This window comes from Deltaproteobacteria bacterium (assembly GCA_020848905.1).
Classification (GTDB): domain Bacteria; phylum Myxococcota_A; class Polyangia.
Genome location: JADLHG010000004.1, coordinates 69,446 through 88,364, shown reverse-complemented (window position 1 = coordinate 88,364; position 18,919 = coordinate 69,446). Strand labels below are relative to the sequence as shown.

15 protein-coding genes are annotated in these 18,919 nt (G+C 70.2%); 8 read left to right on the top strand and 7 right to left on the bottom strand.

All coding sequences use genetic code 11. The features are described from left to right. The first annotated feature begins 55 nt into the window (after positions 1–55). The 4 genes from IT371_01175 to IT371_01160 all read left to right on the top strand — a co-directional run bounded on the left by IT371_01175 (position 56) and on the right by IT371_01160 (position 5,039). Positions 56–1,396 (top strand): hypothetical protein, encoded by a 1,341-nt coding sequence (locus IT371_01175; protein ID MCC6746237.1) that lies wholly within the window; start codon positions 56–58, stop codon positions 1,394–1,396. Between the two features lie 11 nt (positions 1,397–1,407). Next, on the top strand, positions 1,408–1,851 hold the full coding sequence (locus IT371_01170) for a hypothetical protein (GenBank protein MCC6746236.1): 444 nt from the start codon (positions 1,408–1,410) through the stop codon (positions 1,849–1,851). Positions 1,852–2,024: 173 nt separating this feature from the next. After that, entirely contained in the window at positions 2,025–3,635 is a 1,611-nt protein-coding gene (locus IT371_01165; protein MCC6746235.1) for a HAMP domain-containing protein, read from the top strand. A 3-nt stretch (positions 3,636–3,638) separates the two neighbouring features. Further along, on the top strand, positions 3,639–5,039 hold the full coding sequence (locus tag IT371_01160) for a sigma-54-dependent Fis family transcriptional regulator (protein ID MCC6746234.1): 1,401 nt from the start codon (positions 3,639–3,641) through the stop codon (positions 5,037–5,039). Between the two features lie 9 nt (positions 5,040–5,048). Here IT371_01160 and IT371_01155 read toward each other — a convergent pair whose 3' ends face one another. Then, positions 5,049–5,567: a hypothetical protein gene (locus IT371_01155; protein ID MCC6746233.1), complete on the bottom strand. Its 519-nt coding sequence runs from the start codon at positions 5,565–5,567 to the stop codon at positions 5,049–5,051. 161 nt (positions 5,568–5,728) lie between these two features. Here IT371_01155 and IT371_01150 point away from each other — a divergent pair, with 161 nt between their 5' ends. Continuing rightward, positions 5,729–6,310 carry a GTP cyclohydrolase I gene (locus IT371_01150; protein ID MCC6746232.1) on the top strand — a complete coding sequence of 194 codons (582 nt, stop codon included), beginning with the start codon at positions 5,729–5,731 and terminating at the stop codon, positions 6,308–6,310. Positions 6,311–6,355: 45 nt separating this feature from the next. Here the strand turns inward: IT371_01150 and ribA are convergent, their stop codons facing one another. Further along, the gene (gene ribA / locus IT371_01145; GenBank protein ID MCC6746231.1) at positions 6,356–6,988 is read right to left on the bottom strand and encodes a GTP cyclohydrolase II; all 633 of its coding nucleotides are present in this window, start codon (positions 6,986–6,988) and stop codon (positions 6,356–6,358) included. A gap of 312 nt (positions 6,989–7,300) precedes the next feature. Between ribA and def the strand changes: the two genes are divergently transcribed. Beyond that, complete coding sequence (gene def, locus IT371_01140) at positions 7,301–7,825, top strand: peptide deformylase (protein ID MCC6746230.1); 525 nt, start codon at positions 7,301–7,303, stop codon at positions 7,823–7,825. Positions 7,826–7,883: 58 nt separating this feature from the next. After that, positions 7,884–8,981: a hypothetical protein gene (locus IT371_01135; GenBank protein ID MCC6746229.1), complete on the top strand. Its 1,098-nt coding sequence runs from the start codon at positions 7,884–7,886 to the stop codon at positions 8,979–8,981. Positions 8,982–9,002: 21 nt separating this feature from the next. Here the strand turns inward: IT371_01135 and IT371_01130 are convergent, their stop codons facing one another. The 5 genes from IT371_01130 to IT371_01110 all read right to left on the bottom strand — a co-directional run bounded on the left by IT371_01130 (position 9,003) and on the right by IT371_01110 (position 15,958). Then, positions 9,003–11,636 (bottom strand): response regulator, encoded by a 2,634-nt coding sequence (locus IT371_01130; GenBank protein MCC6746228.1) that lies wholly within the window; start codon positions 11,634–11,636, stop codon positions 9,003–9,005. 3 nt (positions 11,637–11,639) lie between these two features. Further along, positions 11,640–13,727: a methyl-accepting chemotaxis protein gene (locus tag IT371_01125; GenBank protein ID MCC6746227.1), complete on the bottom strand. Its 2,088-nt coding sequence runs from the start codon at positions 13,725–13,727 to the stop codon at positions 11,640–11,642. Next, positions 13,720–14,103 carry a chemotaxis protein CheW gene (locus tag IT371_01120; protein ID MCC6746226.1) on the bottom strand — a complete coding sequence of 128 codons (384 nt, stop codon included), beginning with the start codon at positions 14,101–14,103 and terminating at the stop codon, positions 13,720–13,722. The genes IT371_01125 and IT371_01120 overlap by 8 nt, the downstream gene beginning before the upstream one ends. A 76-nt stretch (positions 14,104–14,179) precedes the next feature. Further along, the gene (locus IT371_01115; protein MCC6746225.1) at positions 14,180–14,548 is read right to left on the bottom strand and encodes a response regulator; all 369 of its coding nucleotides are present in this window, start codon (positions 14,546–14,548) and stop codon (positions 14,180–14,182) included. Positions 14,549–14,554: 6 nt separating this feature from the next. Further along, complete coding sequence (locus tag IT371_01110; protein ID MCC6746224.1) at positions 14,555–15,958, bottom strand: response regulator; 1,404 nt, start codon at positions 15,956–15,958, stop codon at positions 14,555–14,557. 181 nt (positions 15,959–16,139) lie between these two features. Between IT371_01110 and IT371_01105 the strand changes: the two genes are divergently transcribed. Further along, positions 16,140–18,890, top strand: coding sequence for a protein kinase (locus IT371_01105; protein ID MCC6746223.1), 2,751 nt, complete (start codon positions 16,140–16,142; stop codon positions 18,888–18,890). Positions 18,891–18,919: the final 29 nt, after the last annotated feature.

The window sequence follows — 18,919 nt, the reverse complement described above, 5'->3', positions numbered from 1 at the left end:
CGCCTGTCCTGCGGCAGCGGTTCTTCACCTGGAACTAGCATAGGAGACGCAAGCGATGCGACGATTCCTAGCCTTCGGCCTGGCCGCGACTGCGACGGGCCTGCTCGCGACGGGCTGCGGTGAGAAGGCGCCGAGCCGGGGGGACGGGGGCGGCCTCGCCGACGGTCTGACCCGCACGGATGGCGGGGGACCACCTCCCGGCAAGGCGCTCAAGTTTCTGAAGAAGACGGTCGACGAGGACCGCGGCGGCACGCAGGCCTACCTGGGGAGCAACGGCTCCGTGATGGGGGTGGGCTACTACAAGAAGCTCCCCTCCCCCATCACCGTCACCTGTCCGGCGAGCGGAGGAGGCGGCGGATCGACGTCGAAACCGCGGCCCGCGGCCGACGTCATGTACTCGCACTTCAACGGCACGGATTGGGGCGCTCCGGTGAAGGTGGACCAGTACATCGGCTCCGACACCTTCGGGCTGTCGGTGGCCATCGACGCCTCGGGGAAGATCTCGATGGGCTACGTGGCCGGGGCGAACAACCAGAACCGCTGCGACAGCGGGGACGCCATGGTCGCCACCTCGACGGACGGTCAGGCCTTCTCCAAGTCGGCGGTCTTCACGCGCGGCGGCACGGGAGACACCGTCGGGCACTGGATGGGGATCGCCTACGACGCGAGCGGTCAGCTGCAGTTCGTCAACCGGGACGTCCATTTCGGCTACTACGAGCAGGACGGGGACCAGAAGGCCGACGTGCGCTACGGACCGACGGGCGAGGCGATCCTCCCCGGCAAGGGGGGCGGCCTCTACAACGTGCTGCTCTTCAACCAGCGCGCGCAGCCCGTGGTGATGTACCAGAAGACGATCCAGGGGGGCGCGGGCGGCGGCATCGAGATCGCCGTGAAGGAGGGCACGGCCTGGACCGTGCGCGGCGTGGCGAGCGGCAGCAACGTGGAGCGCCCCGACTTCGACACCGACGGACGCGGCGTGTTCGGCATCGCCTACTACTCGCAGGGGGACAAGTCGCTGCGGTACCTCGAGTCCACCGACACGAAGACCTGGGCTCCGGCGGCGGTGGTCGACACCAGTCTGACCAACAACGGTCACTTCTCGTCTTTGGCCTACGACTCGAAGGGCAACCCCGCGATCAGCTACTACCGGTGCGGCCCCTCGACCAGCGGCTCGTGCGACCTGGCCAACGACGCCCTCATGTTCGCCTATCGCGTGAACGGGAGCTGGAAGACCTACGAAGTGGATACGGGCGAAGCCTATCGCTGCGGCGTCTACACGTCGCTCGCCTTCACCAAAGAGGACAACCCCGTCATCGCCTACCAGTGCGTGGCGCTGAAGAACCAGGGGAATGAGTTCGTGGACACGCTGAAGGTCGCGCGAGGGGTCTGGCAATGAGGCACGCTCGCTTGACCATGCTCTCCGCGCTCCTCCTCGTTGCGGCCTGCGGCGGCGGCGCGGCGTCGGGGAATCGGCTCTTTGGCAGCGCCGAGACCCAGTACGATCTCGTCTTCGATGCGGTGCAGATCCATCGGCAGGAAAGCCGGGGCCAGATGGTGGCCATGATCGTGACCTACCTGCGCGGACCGGGGACGAACAAGCAGGCCATCCCCGTGAAGGTCGTGGCCAACGCCCCCGTGGCCGAGGGGCAGGAGAAGGACCTGATGAAGGAAGGGGCCCTGACGCGCGTGATGCAGGACGCCTCGCAGTTCTCGGAGATGAAATCCGGGAAGGTGATCTTCGATACCCTCGGGGGCGCCGGCTCCGCTGCGAAGGGGCGCTTCTACGTCACCTTCGTGAAGGGGAGCACCTTGAACGGCGAGTTCTCCGGGACAGTCGAGCTTCTGCAGTAGTCCCCGCGCGCGCCCCGAGGCACTGGGGCGTTCTGCCGTAGCGAACTGCGCCGCACCGATTGCCCGCCCTGTAGCGCGATGCTACGCTGCAGAAAAATGCCTCACGCGTTCTTCACGCCATCGCGCCCGCAAGGCGCCGCCGGACCGTGGCGGACTCTCGGCGGGGGACACTCATGAGCATTGCGAAGAAGATCTCCTTCGTCGCTTCCCTCCTCGCGGCGCTGCTCCTCGTCGGATCGGGCTACGCCGGGCGGGAGCTGCAGGAGCGCGCGCTCGAGCGTCAGGTCGAAGCCCAGGCGACGGCCGTCGGCCAGCTCCTGGCCAGCGTCGCCGAAGCGGGGGTGCGCGACCGGGGCCAGCTCGCGCATATCGCTGACCATCTGGCGCAGCAAGGCAGCGTGGAGGTGATCTTCTACGGCGCCGACGGGCGCGCGGAGGTGCCGGTCCCCGAGGAAGAGGAGCCGGTGACGAACGCACGGGCGCGCCGGGTCATCGAGAGCAACCGTCCCGAGGGAGAGCTCTTCCGCAAAGGGGGACACGCGGCCTACGTCTACCGTGCTCCGCTTCATCTGCGCGGCAAGGCGGTCGGCGCGCTCGAGCTGCGGCTCGAGCTCCAGGCCCTGCGCGAGGGGCGGGGCTTCCACCTCGGCCTCGCCATCGCCGGAGGGCTCCTGCTCCTCTTCGCCCTGCTCGTGGGGATCTTCTCGCGTCGTGCGATCGGACGCCCCATCGGCCAGCTCATGGACGGGATGGACCACGTCATCCGCGGAGACCTCTCCCACGCGCTGCCCCTCGATCGCTCGGACGAGATCGGACGGATCGCCTACCGCTTCAACGAAATGACCTCCAGGCTCCGGGCCGCGCAGGACGAGATCCTCCAGAGCGGCGCGCTGAAGCTGGAGCTCGAACAGCGCCTCCGTCAGAGCGAGAAGCTGGCCACCATCGGGCAGCTCTCCGCCGAGATCGCGCACGAGGTGGGCACGCCGCTGAACGTGATCGGCGGGCGGGCGCGAGCGCTCGAGCGAAAGGCCGAACAGCCGGCAGAGGTCCTCAAGAACGCGAAGATCATCGCCGACCAGGCCTCGCGCATCACGAAGATCATCCAGCAGATGCTCGACGTGGCGCGGGCCCGAGCTCCGAGGCGCGGGAGCGTCGACCTCGCGCGCGTCCTCGACGACGCCCTCGCTTTTCTCGAGTACCAGATCCAGCGGGCCGGGATCGAGGTCCAGCGCGAACTCCCGCCGGGCCTGCCGCCCGTGATGGGGGACGCCGACGGGCTGCAGCAGGTGGTGCTCAACCTGCTCGTCAACGCGATCCAGGCCATGCCGGGGGGGGGGACCCTGACGGTTCGCTGCACGCTCGACCACCGCCGCAAGAGCGGCCTCGACCTCGCGCCGCCGCAGCGCTACCTGCAGGTCCTGGTGGCCGACAGCGGACCGGGCATTCCGGAGGAGACGCGCGCGCAGATCTTCGAGCCCTTCTACTCCACGAAGCCCCAGGGCGAAGGCACGGGACTCGGGCTCACGGTGGTTCACGGAATCGTCAAGGAGCACGACGGGTGGGTCGAGGTCGAGACGGCGCAGCCTCACGGCGCCGCCTTCCGCGTCTACCTGCCGACCGAACCGGAGGCCGCCGTCGAGGCGGAGAGTTCCGACGCGGAGACGCATTCGGCACCACCGCACCGAGGGGAGACCGACGCGGCCGCGATCGAGCGTCCCTCGGGGAGGGAGGCAGCTGCGGGGTCCTCGAGCTCGCCAGGTCGCACCTCACAGGCAGGGAGCTAGCCCATGACCGAACCTCTCCATGGCCGGCACACGATCCTCGTCGTGGAGGACGACGCGGCGATGCGCGAACTGGTCGTCGAGTCGCTGACCGAGGAGGGCTACGCGGTGCTCTCGGCGGGAGGGGGGCGCGACGGCGTGGCGCAGGTCAGGACCCACCAGGTCGATCTGGTCGTCACCGACATCCGCATGCCGGACATGGATGGCCTGGACATGGTGCGCGAGCTGTGCACGCTGCCGGCACGCCCCGACGTGATCACCGTGACCGCCTTCGGCAGCATCGAGACGGCCATCAAGGCGGTGAAGCTCGGCGCCTCCGACTACATCACGAAGCCCTTCGAGATCGACCAGCTGCTCTTGGCCGTCGAGCGCACGTTGCGCGAGCGGGGGATCCGTCACGAGCTGGCCCGCCTGCGAGAGGCGGTGGCCGACAAGTACCGTTTCGACAACATCATCGGCCGAAGCGCGGCCATGCAGGAGGTCTTCGAGCTCATTCGCCGCGTCGCCGATAGCCCCGTGAGCGTGCTCATCACCGGGGAGAGCGGCACCGGCAAAGAGCTCGTCGCGCGGGCCCTGCACTTCAACAGCTCGCGGTCGAGCGGACCGTTCATCGCCGTGAACTGCGCGGCCATTCCACCGAACCTCCTCGAGAGCGAGCTCTTCGGGTACAAGCGGGGCGCCTTCACCGACGCCACGACCGACCGCAACGGGCTCCTCGTGGACGCGAACGGCGGGTCGCTCTTCCTCGACGAGATCGGCGAGCTCCCTCCCCCACTGCAGGCCAAGCTCTTGCGGGTGCTCCAGGAGCGCGAGGTCAAACCCCTGGGGAGCAGCCGCAGCGTCCCCATCGACGTGCGCATCATGAGCGCCACCAACCGGGACCTGCAGGCCATGCTTCCCACGGGGCACTTTCGCTCGGACCTCTATTACCGGCTCAACGTGGTGCAGATCGCGATCCCGCCGCTGCGCGACCGCCCCGAGGACATCTTGCCGCTGGCCACGCACCTCCTCGCGCAGGCCGGCCGGCGCGCGAACAAGCAGGTGGAGCGCATCGACGCGCAGGCGGCGAAGCTCCTGCTCGCGTACGCCTGGCCGGGGAATGTGCGGGAGCTCGAGAACGTGGTCGAACGAGCGGTGGCGCTGAGCCAGACCCCGCAGATCGAGGTGGCCGACCTGCCGCAGCCGCTCCGCGAGCGGCCTGCCGACGACCACCTCGTCTCGGCAGCCTCCTCGCGCAACCTGACGCTGGCCGAGCTGGAGCGCGAGTACATCCTGCAGGTGCTCACCCAGGAAGAGGGGAACAAGAGCCGCGCGGCGAACCGGCTGGGACTGGACCGCAAGACCCTCTATCGAAAGCTCGAGGAGTACCGGAAGGACGACGACCCGGCGCCGTCGGGGCGGCGGTGAGGTGCGCGCCTACTGATACCGTCGCGCGCCGCGGTGATGCCGCCTGTTGTGCTTGACGCGGCGCTTGCCCGGCCGCTCGAGACCGGAGGGACGCCGCTCGCGAAGGGTCCCCGTGGCGGCGGCCACGACGGGCAGCCGCTGCTGCTGAAGCGGCCGCAGGTGGTGGTTGTTGTCGTTCGAGATGCGCGCGGTGCGGCGCCGGACGCGTCTGCCGAAACCGCCCGAGTAGCCCCAGGACCCGCCCGCCTTGCGTCCCGGGCGATAGGCTGCGTTGAGCGAGCCGTGGTGGCGGTCCTCCCAGCCCACGCTCCCCGAATAGGTCGTGAAGCCCGACCCGCCGTGCGTACCGAGGGACGAGATCGGACGGCCGCGGCTCCCGATGCGGCCCATCGAGTCGAGCGGCGACCGGAAGGTGTAGGTCTTCGGCTTGGCGAGCGAGTTTGCGGACGCCCCGTCGTAGGCCATCGCAGGGGCGATGGGGACCAGGAGGAGCGCGGACGCGAACGGCAGGAAAAAGCGACGTTCCATGCGTACCTCGAGCTGCGGCGTCTCGGCCCGCCCCGCGCAGCCCCTACCGGGTCGTCGCAGCGAGCGCCTGACTCATATAGCCGATTGTCGCATACTCTGCTAGACGGCACGCCCCCGGCGGCCGAAAAAGACGCCGCGCCGCGTTCAAGAGGACGAGAGCCATGCCGACCGCTCCCCCCGACCCCACCGCGATGGCCGCCGCCATCCGCACGCTGCTAGGCGCCGCCGGGCTGGACCCTACGAGCGAAGACCTCCGCGGGAGCCCCGAACGCGTGGCGCGGCTCTGGCTGGACGAGTTCCTCTCGGGCTACGCGATGGACCCGGCGCAGATCCTCGGGGACGCGGTGGTCGGGGAGGCCGATCCCGCGGAGGTGTTGCTCCGGGATCTCTCCTTTCACTCCCTCTGCCCCCACCACCTGGTGCCCTTCCGGGGGCGGGCCCACGTCGCGTACCTCCCGGCGGGAAGACTCCTCGGCTTCGGGCGCATCGCTCAGCTCGTGGCGTGCTTCACCCAGAGGCTCACTCTGCAGGAGCGGGCCACGCAGCAGGTGGCGCAGGCGCTCGTGGACCTCCTGCCGTGCCGCGGCGCGGCCTGCGTCCTCGAGGCGGAGCAGCTCTGCCTGGCCCTCCCCTCGGATCGGCACGAGGGAAGCCGGGTGGTGACCACGGCCTTCGTCGGGGACTACGCGGCGCGGCCCGAGCTGCAGTCGCAGTTTCTGGCCCGGCTCGGGCTGCGGTCGTAGGGGCTGCAGGGGGGCCGGCGCAAAGGACGCGCCCGGGACGGTCGGTCAGTCGCCGAGGAGATGCCCCATCCGGAGGCGCTTGGTTTCCATGTAGCGCTCGTTGTCCTCGTGGACGCCGATCTGGTGCGGCTCCCGGCGCTCCACGACGATCCCCGCCTCCTGCAGTCCGAGCACCTTGTCGGGGTTGTTGCTCATGAGCACCACCGACTGGGTCCCGAGGTCTCGCAGGATGGCGGCGGCCACGTCGTAGCGCCGCAGGTCCGGGGCGAAGCCGAGCGCCACGTTCGCCTCCAGCGTATCGGCCCCCTTGTCCTGCAGAGCGTAGGCCCGCAGCTTGTTCAGTAGGCCGATGCCCCGGCCCTCCTGACGCAGGTAGATCACGACGCCGCGCCCGACCTCCTCGATCCGCCGGAGCGCGAGGTGGAGCTGCGGCCCGCACTCGCAGCGACGCGAATGGAACACTTCACCCGTCAGGCACTCCGAGTGCACGCGGCAGAGCACGCCCGTCCCTCGGACGTCCCCTTTCATGACCGCCAGATGCTCGAGCCCCTCCGCGTCCCTGTAGGCGGCCATCGTGAAGGTGCCGAACTCCGTCCGGACACTGGCTTCCCCTCCACGGGACAAGGCGAACCGGTTGGAAAGCTGGGCAAGCTGGGCTGTCACGCGCATCGGTTGCATCCTCGCCGTACGGCCGAAGCATTCCCCGACACTTGATTTTCGTCAAGGCACAACACGCGTCGGCTGTGCATGTCGCGTCGGGTCAACTCAAAATATAAGCGGAGTCGGCCGGTTGTCAATCAGCCGCCGAGAAAGACGCTCGGGCGCGTTCGGCTGCGGGGGCGCGATTTGACAGCACCGCAAAAGCCAATGAATACTTACGAGCGCCGCGCGCAGGCCGGCCGGGCCAATTTGAGGTCCGAACGACCCGCCGGCGGCGCCGCCCGAAGCAACGCGTCATCGGGTGCAGCCCCGCTTGGTAAGGATGTATTCATGGCCATCCGCCCCATCTTGAGATACCCGGACCCTCGCCTGCAGAGCCAGTGCCGCACGGTCGGCGAGCGTCTCGACGGACTCGAGGCGCTGGTCCGGGACATGACGGAAACCATGTACAGCGCGAGCGGGGCCGGACTGGCTGCGATCCAGGTGGGTGAGCCGATCCGGCTCTTCATCGTGGAGAGCTCCGTGGCCGGGCTGGGACCCCAGGCCGCGCCGATGGTCTTCATCGACCCGGAGATCGTGGAGCTCAGCGCCGAGAAAGAGCTCGCCGACGAGGGGTGCCTCTCCTTCCCCGGAGTCTACGTCCCGGTCGAACGGTCCTACCGGGTGCTCACCCGTGCACGAAACCTCCGAGGGGAGCTCTTCGAGGTGGCGGGCGAGGGGCTCTTCGCGCGCGCCATGCAGCACGAGAACGACCACCTCAATGGTCGCCTCCTCGCGGACTACGTCGGCCGACTCAAGCGCCAGCTGATCCGCCGCAAGCTCGAGCGCGAAGCGGCCGCTCGATCCAGCGACTAGCGCACCGATGGCGGGTGCAGCTCGAAGGCGCACCGCCCCCCATCCCGACGCGCGCCGAGTGGTTGTAGCCACCTTGCTCGGGGCGCTCCTCCCGGGAGCCGGCCACCTGCTGATGGGCGCCCGCCGGCTCGGGTGCGCGCTGCTCCTCGGGGAGCTCGTGGGAGGCGCGGCGGCGGCGTGGCATCTGGCCTCGGGGCTCCAGCCCTTCGAATCACCGCAAGGGTCGTTTCTCTTCGGCGTGCTCCTGCGCGGCCTGCTCTGCTTGCACGGCTACGCGGCCATCGACCTGTCGTTTCGAGCCAGCGACGAGCCGGGGGGGGAGGGCCCCGGACGCCGGCTCGCGCTGCTCTGCCACCTGCTCCTTCCCGGAGCGGGCTATGTGGTGGCCCGTCTCTGGCTACGCGCTGCACCTGGGATAGGCATCAGCGGTCTCATCGTCGTGCTCGCGTCGCGCGGGCACCATCGCCTCCTCGACCTCATCTACGTCGGCGCGCAGCTCGCCCTGGCGGCCGGCCTCTACCACCAGCTCCGCCTCCGTGAGGCCCGGCGCCTCGGGGATACGCTGCCACCCCCGCCGCGCCCCGGGGTCCCTGCCGCCCAGATCGTGGCCCTCGTCGCCTTCCTGGGGGTAACCGTGGGCTGCGGGTACGTGGTGGAGCGACGCATGCCGAGCTATCCGTTCGAGGGGCTCACGCCGCAGGACGTGCGCGTCACGCCCTCGCGCCACGGCGTTCGCGTCCAGGTCCCACGCCTCGAGCTCTCGCTCATCGCCGCCGGCGAGGGCTGGTCGGCCGAGGAACATCGTCCGGGGATCCTTTTCGCCGCGCGCCATGCCCAGGGGGCGAGCCTCCTCGTGGGCGCCGAGCCCATCCCGCCCTTCGTGCGCGCCGACCGCTACGTCGAGCACCTGCGGCGCCGCATGGTGGACGAGGGGTTCACGCACCAACGGACGCTGCCCCTGCTCCTCCACGGGGTCCCCGCCGTGCAGCTTCGGTTCACGGGGATGCAGGGGCCTTCCCACCCGATCGACCAGTGGGCCATCGCGGTGCCTCGGCACGACTTCGCCTACGTCCTCATGGTGAACTGCCACCGGCGCCAGTGTCCGGCGCTCGCACCGCAGCTCGAACGCACGCGCGACAGTTTTCGCGTACCGTGAGTCAGGGCCGAGAACCGGCTCTCAGACCGACGCCCCCCCGCGCCGGGCCGCAGCCACCGAACGCATGACGCCTCGCACGCCGTGCAGGACCACGCGTCGGTTCACTGGCTTGGCCAGAAGCCCATCCGCTCCTCCGTCCCCGACCAGGCGACGACTCCCCTCCGCCTGCCGCGAGCTGAGCACCAGGATCGGCAGCCCCCGCAGCGTCGCGTCCTTGCGGCACTTCGCGATCAACTCGGCGCCGTCGAGCCGGGGCATCTCGAGGTCCGTCATCAGCAGGTCGTAGGGCCGGCGCTGAAGCTGCTCCCAGGCCTCCCAGCCGTCGCTCGCGAGGTCCACCACGTAGCCCGCGTCGCGCAGAAGTTGAGCCACCGCCTCGCGCACCGTGCGGGAGTCGTCCGCCACGAGCAGCCGCGGCGGCGAGAGCCGCGCCCGGTCGACCTCCGTCGCCAGGCTCCCCGCCCCCGCTCCCGCCCCCGGCGCGGGCCGGCGGGCGAGCTGAGCCAGGGTCATCACGTCGAGAACGAGCTGCACCTTGCCCGACCCGCTGACTGTGCCCCCCGAGAAGAGGGGCAGCGGGGCCAGCAAGGGTCCGAGGCCCTTGATCACGATCTCCCGCGGCCCGATGACGCGGCGGACGGCCACCCCGAAGCGGAACTCGCCCAGTCCGAGTACCAGGATCGCCGTCCGCTCCCCCGAAGGGTTCGAGGCGTCCCCGCCCCCTGGCGTCAGCGGAGAGGTACCGAGGACCTGCGACAACACGACGACCGGCAGGCGCTCCCCCCGGTGCTCCAGCTCCAGCCCGCGCCCCGCAACCGACCTGAGCTGTGGAGGCGCCGCGGCGACGCTCTCGAGAACGTGGGCGATGGGGATGGCGTAGACCTGCTCCCCCTCCTTGAAGAGCATGGCCTGCGTGATCGCCGTGGTCATCGGCACGCGGAGCGTGAAGCAGGTCCCGCCCCCGTCGCGCGTGCGCACTCCGATCGTCCCTCCCAGGGCCAGGACGTTCTGGCGCACGACGTCGAGGCCGATGCCGCGTCCCGCGTGCCGATCGGCCTTCGCCCTCGTCGAGACACCACTCGCGAAGATCCACTCCAGGAGCTCCTCGTCGGAGAGCGGGGATCCCGCGCCCACGTCGCCCGAGAACGCCGTGACGGCGCTTCGCAGGCGTCCCAGGTCGATCCCCGCCCCGTCGTCGGCGACGTCGAGCAACAGGAAGTCCCCCTGATGCCGCGCCGTGATCTCGACCACGCCGGCTTCGGGCTTCCCGGCCGCGCGCCGTACCTCGGGTGACTCGATCCCGTGCGCCACCGCGTTCCGCACCAGGTGGATCAGCGGGTCGGTGATCTGCTCCACGATCGACCGATCCATCTCGGTCGTCTCCCCCTTGGTCAGCAGCACGACTGTCTTGCCCTGCGCGCGCGCCATCTCCCGCGACGGACGCTGGAGCCGCGCGAAGAGCCACCGAATGGGCATCATGCGCACCTTCGTGAGATGCGCCTGGAGGTCGCGCGTCGTCCGGCGGAGCGCCTCGGAGTCCTCGAGCAGAGACGCGGTCGCCTGCTCGAGATTCGCGACCACGTCGGATAGCTCCCCTTCGACCTCGGAGAGGGTCGCAAGCGCGGGGTGTTCGAGGAGCGGGCGCAGCAACCCCACACCCCCGTGGAGGGTCTGCCGACTCGCAAGCAGGTCGCGCGCCAGGGCCTTGAGCACCTCCAGGCGACGCTCCACGCGCGTCCGGTCGATGACGAGCTGCCCGACGGAGTTCATCAGCTCGTCGATGTGAGAGACGTCCACCCGGATCAGATGGTCTTCGCCCCGCCGCCGATCGTTTCCCACCCGCCGTTCGCGCCCCGTGGCAACCTTCCCCGCGTCGCGAAGCGACACGACCCCCACCTCGCGCGCCTGCCGGCCGGTCGGCTCCTGCTCCTCCTCGTGCTCCGGGTCCGTGTCCGCCGCGGAGGCGCTCTCCGCGGCGCCGAGCCCCTGCCGCAGCCGCCCCAGCGCCACCTCGGGGGGAGTCGTCGCCTCCGCCGAGGCGTCGGTCCCCTCGACCATCCCTCGAATCAGGTCCGTGGCGCCGAGGAGCGCGTCGATCGCCGCGTCGTCCACCGGCAGCCGCCCGTCGCGGAGCGCGATGCAGCGCTCCTCCAGCAGGTGGACGGCGTGCTCCACGTGGCGGAGGCCCACGGTTCCCGCCGATCCCTTGAGCGTGTGCGCGCGCCGCAGCACCTCTTGCAGGCTGTCCGGAGTGCGCAGAGCCTGCAGGAGACTCGCGGTCATCACCTCCAGGTGCTCGTGCGCCTCGGCTGCGAAAAGTCGGCGCAGCAGTGCGGCCGTCTCTGGGTCCCAGTCCTCCTCGAACGCGTCGTTCTCCGCCCCTTCCGTTGCCTCAGCCTCGTACGGCGCGGCGAGCGCCTCGATGGCGTCGCGCAGGCGAGCTAGCTCCGCCTCCGAGCCCGCGCTGGCCACGCCCAGCTCGAGGATCCGGCGCGCGCTCGTCGCCAGGGCCGGAAGCCCGGACATCACCGCGGCGTCTCTCAGCGCCTCCACCGCACGACGTCGCCCCTCGGGAGAGAGGTCGGGGGAGCGGAGCAGGCGCAGCTGCGTCCGCGCCTCGCCGAGGAACACCTCGAGCAGCGACGCGTCGATCACGGGTCAGCCCGGTCGACCGGTCGGAGGGCCCGCCCCGCGGTCACGGTTCTCGGGGTCCCCCCCGGGCTCGTCACCCGGCCGCGCGCTCCGGACCAGTGCGGACTCTGGAGCGGCGCCGGCGCCCGGCTCTTCCACGGCCTCGAACGACGGGCCCCCACCCACCGCTCGAAGCGCCTCTTGCACCTCGCCGAGGAGCGCCACCAATCCCTCCTGGACGGGGGGAGCGTCTACCCCGGGCGTCGCCGCGAGCTCTCCCAAGGCCGCGAGCGCCCGGTGCAGCTCCTCGCGCTTCTCGTCGAGGAGCTTGGTGATCGCCGCCACGTCGGCCCGCTGCACCTTGAAGCGGGCGATGGCTGCGCCCAGCTGGCGCGCTGCCTCCGCCATCTGGTCCGCCGCTCGCGTGGTGTCGAGCGCCCCGTCGGCCGTGGCGCGCGTGACCGCGCGTATCTCCTCCATCGCGACCACCGCCTCCTGCGTGGCGTCCCGGATCAGGTCGATGAAGGCGCCGATGTCCTTGGTCGCGCTCGAAGAGCGCTCGGCGAGCTTGCGCACCTCGTCGGCGACCACCGCGAACCCCTTGCCCTGCTCTCCGGCGCGGGAGGCCTCGATCGCGGCGTTCAAGGCCAGCATGTTGGTCTGCGCGGCGATTTCGTCGATCAGCTCCACGATCTGGTTGATCTCGAGCGAGCGCTGCCCGAGCGCGCTGATGCGCTCCGTCACCCGGTCGAGCACCGCCGCCTGCTGCGCGGCGCCGCGGGTCATCGCACCGCTGGCCGCGATGATGCGGTCCGCAGCCGCCGTGACCGCGGCTCCCCCGCCTCGAACCTGCAGCACGAGCTTGCCGATGCTCTCGAGCATGTGGTTCATGGCCTCCATCACCGAGGCCATCTCCGCGGAGCCGACCCGGCCACGCACCGTCAGATCCCCCTTGGCCGCCGTCGAGACGAGCCCGAGGAGCATGATGACATCTCGCTCGAGGCGTTGCTTATCCTCGTCGCGGCGGATGAGCCCCACGATGCGATCGAGCATCGCGTTGAACGACCTGGCCAGCAGGTCGAGCTCGTCACCCGTCTGTCGAACCGACGCCCGCTGGTCGTAGCGCCCGAGGCGGATCGTTTCAGCAAGCCCCCCGAGCTCGCGGACCGGCTGGACGAGCGCCGTCCGGAAATACGAGATCGTCGCCCACGTCACGCCGAGACACAGGAGCAGGAGCGGCACGAAGGCCCAGACTAGGCTCCGCTGAAAAGCACGCACCTTGCGCTCGAGCTGCGCGGGGAGGAGGTTCAGCGTCGCCCCGACCTGACGGTGGCCCGCCTCGGCGGCTCGCGCGACCTCCCGCAGTGCGTCGTTCACGTCGGTGAGCACGGCCTCGTGGGTCCCTTCGAGGTCGGTGGCCGCCACGAAGGTCCACCGCGTGTTCGCGAGCGGCGTCGCGACGAAGACCGTTGGCTGTCCCGGGGTGCGCTCCCTGGGCACGAGCATCTCGACCAGTCGGTTGTCGGCCAGAAACCCGCCACGGTGGCGCGCCCGCGCCACCGACTCGGTCCAGCGCAAGCGCGCCAGATGGGCCGCGAGCGCGGGGTAGTGGCGAGAGAGCGGCTCGCCCTCCAGGTCGGAGGAAGGATGCACGGCGATGGTCCCTTCGCCACCCGCGCGGTGGTCGAAGAGGAAGATGAACCCGGCGCGACCGATGCGCTGCCGCCGGAGCGAGGTGGCAAAACCCGGAATGCGGTCCGGGTCGACGTCGGGGGTGGCGCCGCGGAGGAAGGCCTCGGCGATCTGAGCCGCCCCCATCGCGCTACGCTGCACGTTGATGCGGAGCACGGCCTCCGAGGCCTGCCGCGCCCGCCCCATCGCCGCATCGTTCGTGCGCTGGATGCCGTCGACGATGCGCTGGTTGCGCCGCTGCACCTCCGCAAACGACTGCTTCTGCTCCTCGGCGAGACGGACCAGGCTCTGTTCGGCCACCGCCCACGTCACAGCGATCGCCGCCACGGCGAGCAGGGTGAGCGCCAGGACGCCGAGGGCAGTCTTGAACATCAGGCTGCGCCCGCGCTTCCCCTCCGCTCCGGTTGCTGCGCGGTCAGGCATCGGCGCCCGTCACTCCGCGGAACCTCTGGCTCGCTTCCGCCACCTGAGCTCCGACGCGATCGAAGAGCTGCGCGACGTCGAGGAGCGGCAGTGGCCGAGAGGAGTCCTCCGCCGCGCCTCCCTCGGGGAGCCGCGCCACCGCCTCCACGCGACCCGCCAGCAGAATCGCCGGCTGACCGCCGTGCTCGACGAGCAGACCGGACTCGCCGAGCGCGGGGGCGCTGGGCCCCCGACCGTGCAGCACGCCGACGTCGATCACCGGCACCACGCGGCCTCCGACGTGGCACGCCCCGGCCACGGCAGCCGGCGCTCCGGGGATGGGCGTCACCGGACCGAGACGCACCACCTGCCGGACCAGGGAGAGATCGACTGCCATTCGCGTTCCGTCCATCTCGCAGATCACGGCATCCACGGCGTCTCCTGCCCTTCGCCGCCGGTGCGCCCGTCGGCCGTCACGATCCCGGCAGGTAGCCCGCGACGCTCTCGAGCAGCGCCTCCGGGTCGACGGGCTGAACCAGGTATTCGTCGGCCCCCTGCTTGAGGCCCCAGTACTGATCGCTCTCGCGGTCCATCGCCGTCACGACGATGATCGGCAGCCGCGCGAACTCGGGAGTCGCCCGGAGGCTGCGGCAGAGCTGAAAGCCGTTTCGCTTGGGCAACACCACGTCCAGGATCACCAGGTCGGGACGCTCCGCGCGAATCGTCGCCTCGGCCTCCTCGCCGTCGCGCGCCAGCAGCACGCGATGGCCGAGGCGCGTCAGCCTCTCCGCCACCAGGGGAACCACCGCCGGGACGTCTTCAGCGATCAAGATCGTCGCCATCGACGCTCAGACCGCGAGCGGCGCGACGCGCTTGCGGATCAACTTCACCGAGAGCAAGCGATAGAGCATCTTGCTGACGTCGAAGGACCCCATGCGGCTCTGTCGCACGATCTCCTTGACCGTGTTCCGGCCGTTGACGAGCTCCAGCACCGCCAGCTCTTCCCGCGTCAGCTTCCCGCGGCCCATACGGCTCAGCCCCTCGTCGTTGCGCAGGAAGACGAGATCGAAGTTGTCGATCTCGCGCTCGATGAGGTGCCACTCGTCCACCCGGCGAAAGCCCTCCATGAGGATGGTGTCGACGGGCATCGCGAGCGCCGCCTCCGCCGCCACCGGGGCGAGCTCGGGGGTGGCGCGGAAGGCGAAGCGTCCGAAGCTCCAGCGCATCAGCTCGTAGACCAGCTCGCAGGACTGCTGCCGCATCGCCTGCTTGAGGCTCGTCTCGCTCAGATAGCCCATCTTGACCAGCTGGTGGCCGAGGAGCTTGCCGTTGCCGCCCCGCGTGCTGAGGTACAGCTCGAGATCCTCCCGCTTCATCAGGTTGTTCTCGATGAGGAAGCGACCGAGGAGAAACTCCTCCGGCACCCCCGCCGCCGTGGCGAGCTCGATGTTCCCGCCGCGGAAGTACAGGTCCACGCGGGCGTCCCCTCGGGTGACCGTCAAGACCCCGAGCTGTTCCTGCTGATGCAGGAGCAGGAGCACCTCCGCGAGAGGGATGACCCGCAGGTCTCCCATCAAGACGGCGTCCCCCTCCCCCACGAGCTCCGGCGCAGCCGCCCTGAGCTCGCCGAGGAGCACCTCGAAGACCGCCGGCCCGAGTCCCTGCCGGGCCCACGCCACCACGTCGGCCTCCTCGAGCGCCGTCGCGTGGTTCGCCGCCGCCGCCACAATGGATCGGCCGACCGACCGACTCACCCCTTCGGCCAGGCGAGCGAGCGCGGCCTGTCGCGCGTGCAACGCCGCCTCCGCCGCGCTGACCGCCTTCTCCGCGGAGACCTCGGGCAGGATCCTCCCCTCCCCCTCCCCCGGCGAGGACGCCGCGTACTTCGCGAGCGTGTGTTGCACTACCGCGGTGATCGCCTCGGGAGAGAACGGCTTGGTGATGTAGTCGACGATCCCCATCACCTTGACGAACCGGTCGCCGACCTGATCCCCCTTCGCGCTCATCAGCACCACGGGCACGTCCCGAGTGCCCTCCTCTTGCTGGAGCGCCCGGCAGACCTGGTAGCCGTTCATCTTGGGCATCACGAAGTCGAGGAGCACGATCTGCGGTCGATGCTCGGCCGCGAGCTGCACCCCTTCGTCGCCGTCCGCCGCGGTCAGGACGGCATACCCGGCCTTGGTCAGCACGAGCTGAACCACCTTCAGGATGGTCGGGCTGTCATCGATGACGAGAACGGTTTCGCCGGACATGGGCAACCTATCGCGATTGCGAGCAAATCCTACATGCCGGGGGGGCCGGGGTCAAGGCGAGGCACCTGCCGCCGCGAAGGCCTCAGCGGCGCCCCCTCGGGGCCGATGAGAGGAGAGAGGCCTCGCGGGCTTTCGTGGTACGCTTTCAGCTGCCCGCACGGGGCCCCATTGAGCGCAGAACGTGGCGTCACCAGACACCTATCCTAGACTCTTCGGCAAGTACGTGCTGATCGGCCCGCTGGCTCGCGGGGGGATGGGAGAGCTGCACCTGGCGGTGGCCGGACGCGGGGATCTACGCAAACTTTGCGTCATCAAGCAGATCCTCGGCCACCTCGGCGACGAGGAGTTCACGCGCCGGTTCGTGGACGAGGCCAAGCTGGTGGTGCAGCTCAGCCACGGAAACCTCGTCCCGATCTTCGAGAGCGGCCTCATCGACGGGCGCTACTACCTGTCGATGGAATACATCGAGGGAAAGGATCTCCGGACGGTCTGGAACGCGATGGAGGGGCGACCCATGCCGCTCGAGGTCGCGCTCCACCTGGCGAAGGAGCTCTGCCGCGGCCTGAGCTACGCCCACAGCTTCGGCGACCTCCAGCTCGTTCACCGCGACGTCAGCCCGCCGAACGTGCTGCTCTCGTACTCGGGGGAGGTGCGGCTGACGGACTTCGGGCTCGCCTCGAGTACGATCAAGATGCAGAAGACGTCCCCCGGGGTGCTCTTCGGCAAGCTGGCCTACATGTCTCCCGAGCAGGCGCGAAACGAGGCCGTCGACGAGCGCGCCGACGTCTACTCGCTGGGTGTCATCTTCTGGGAGCTCATCACCGGACAGCGCCTCTTCCCGAAGGAGGGGAGCCAGCTCGACCAGCTGAAGCGCGTGGCGAACCCGCAGGTGCCAGCCCCGTCGAAGGTCAACCGCAAGCTTCCTCCGCCTCTCGACCTCATCGTGCTGCGAGCGCTCGCGCCGCGGCGCGACGACCGCTACGCCACCGCCGAGCTCTTCCGGCGAGAGCTGGCCGGATTTCTAGCCAAGCTGGACCCCACCACCGACGCCGCCGCGGTCCAGCGACTGCTCGCGCAGATCTTCGGCGCGGCGATCGACGACGAGCGACGCCAGCGGCAACAGCTTCTCGAAGAGATGACGCCGCGGATCCACGAGCTCCTCGACGCCAAGGTCTCCACCGGTGTGGCTACCGAGGGGGCGGAGGAGGAGAAGCTCTTCGTCGACGAGTCGACGCCCCCCCCCACGCTCGCACCGGGCACCATGCTCGGCGGCCGCTACCGCATCGAGGACCTGATCCGCGAGGGCGGGATGGGGACCGTCTACCTCGCGCTTCACGTGGACATCGAGAAACGGCTGGCGGTGAAGGTCCTTCATCCCATCTACACGCGCATGCCGGAGGTCGTGTCGCGGTTTCGACAGGAAGCGCGTGCGGCGAGCCGCATCGGGCACCCGAACATCGTGGAGGTCTTCGACTCGGGCATCACGGAGGACGGGAGCTTCTACTTCGTGATGGAGCACCTCGAGGGGCTCGACCTGGCCGACACGCTCGGTGAGGATGGCCCCTTCCCTGAGGAGCGCGTGACGCGCGTGGCGGTCCAAATCTGCCACGCCCTCGAGGCTGCGCACGAGGCGGGGATCGTTCACCGCGACCTGAAGCCCGAGAACGTCTTCCTGACCACGCGCGAGGGGGCCGTGGACTTCGTCAAGGTGCTCGACTTCGGCATCGCGCAGATGGGGCACCTCGAGGATTCGCGCCGGGTGCGCCTGACCAACCCCGGCATCGCGATGGGCACCCCCGAGTACATGAGCCCCGAGCAGGCGGCCGGCAAGGGCTGCGACCATCGCGCCGACATCTACGCCGTGGGGGCTCTGCTCTACGAGATGCTCGTGGGCGAGCCACCGCACGCCGGAGACAACCTCCTCGAGGTGCTGAACCGGAAGGCCACCGAGGAGATCCGCCCGCCGAGCGAGCACCGACCCGAGCTCTCCGGCGAGCTCGAGCGCATCGTGCTCTGGGCCCTCGAGCGCGACCCGGAGCGCCGCCCCCAGAGCATGGCGCAGCTGGCCTACGAGCTGACCAAGCTGACTAGCGGGCGTTCGGGCGCCGTGGCGTCGATGCTCGGCCTGCCCGACGACCCGCTCGGGACCGGCGCGTCCCCGATGGGGATCCCATCCCCTCGCGCGCTCGATCTGGCGCGCGAGCCCTTCGGCCCGGGCGAGGAGTTCCGCCCGGATCTGGCCGTCACGGCCTCCGTCAAGGCGCCGCCCCGCCACCGCGCCGCTCCGGCGCTACTCCTGATCCTGATCGGGCTCGGAGCCCTGGCGACCGTCGTGGCCCTGCCGCTCTGGAGTCGCAAGCCGCGGTCGGCCGGAGCGGGTACCGCGCCGCGCCCTTCCGCTCCCGTCGCGGTTGCCGAGCCGCGCTCCGCTTCCGTTCAGGCGCTCCGCGCGCAGGATGCAGGGACGCAGCCCTCCGAGGAGGCGTCAGCGACGCAGGTCGCCGCGTCGGCCCCCGTCCGCCCCAGCGGGGGTCGCGCACGCCTGTCCGGTACGAAGAGCGCAGCCGGCCGCAGCGCCACATCCAGCATGAGCGCGGGCCTGCGCCACCTGCGCGCGGGTCGCTTCGCCGAGGCGCGCACGGCCTTCGAAACTGCGCGCCGCTCCCCCAAGGACCGTGGGCGGGCCCTGGTCGGGCTCGCCGAGGTGGAGTTCCAGCTCGGCCAGTACCACGCCGCGCAGGTTTTCGCGCAGGTCGCCGCCTCCGAAGGAGCGGGACTCCAGGCCGATCTGATCCGCGGCAACATCTTCTTCAAGCTCCACGACTACAAGAACGCCATGCGCATGTACGAGCGCGTGCTCGGACGCGAGGAGGGTCACCGCGAGGCACGACGGAATCTCGAGGCTGCCAGGCGCCAGCTCAGGACGCGTTGATCCACCGTCGCGCGTCGCGGCGCGTCCCG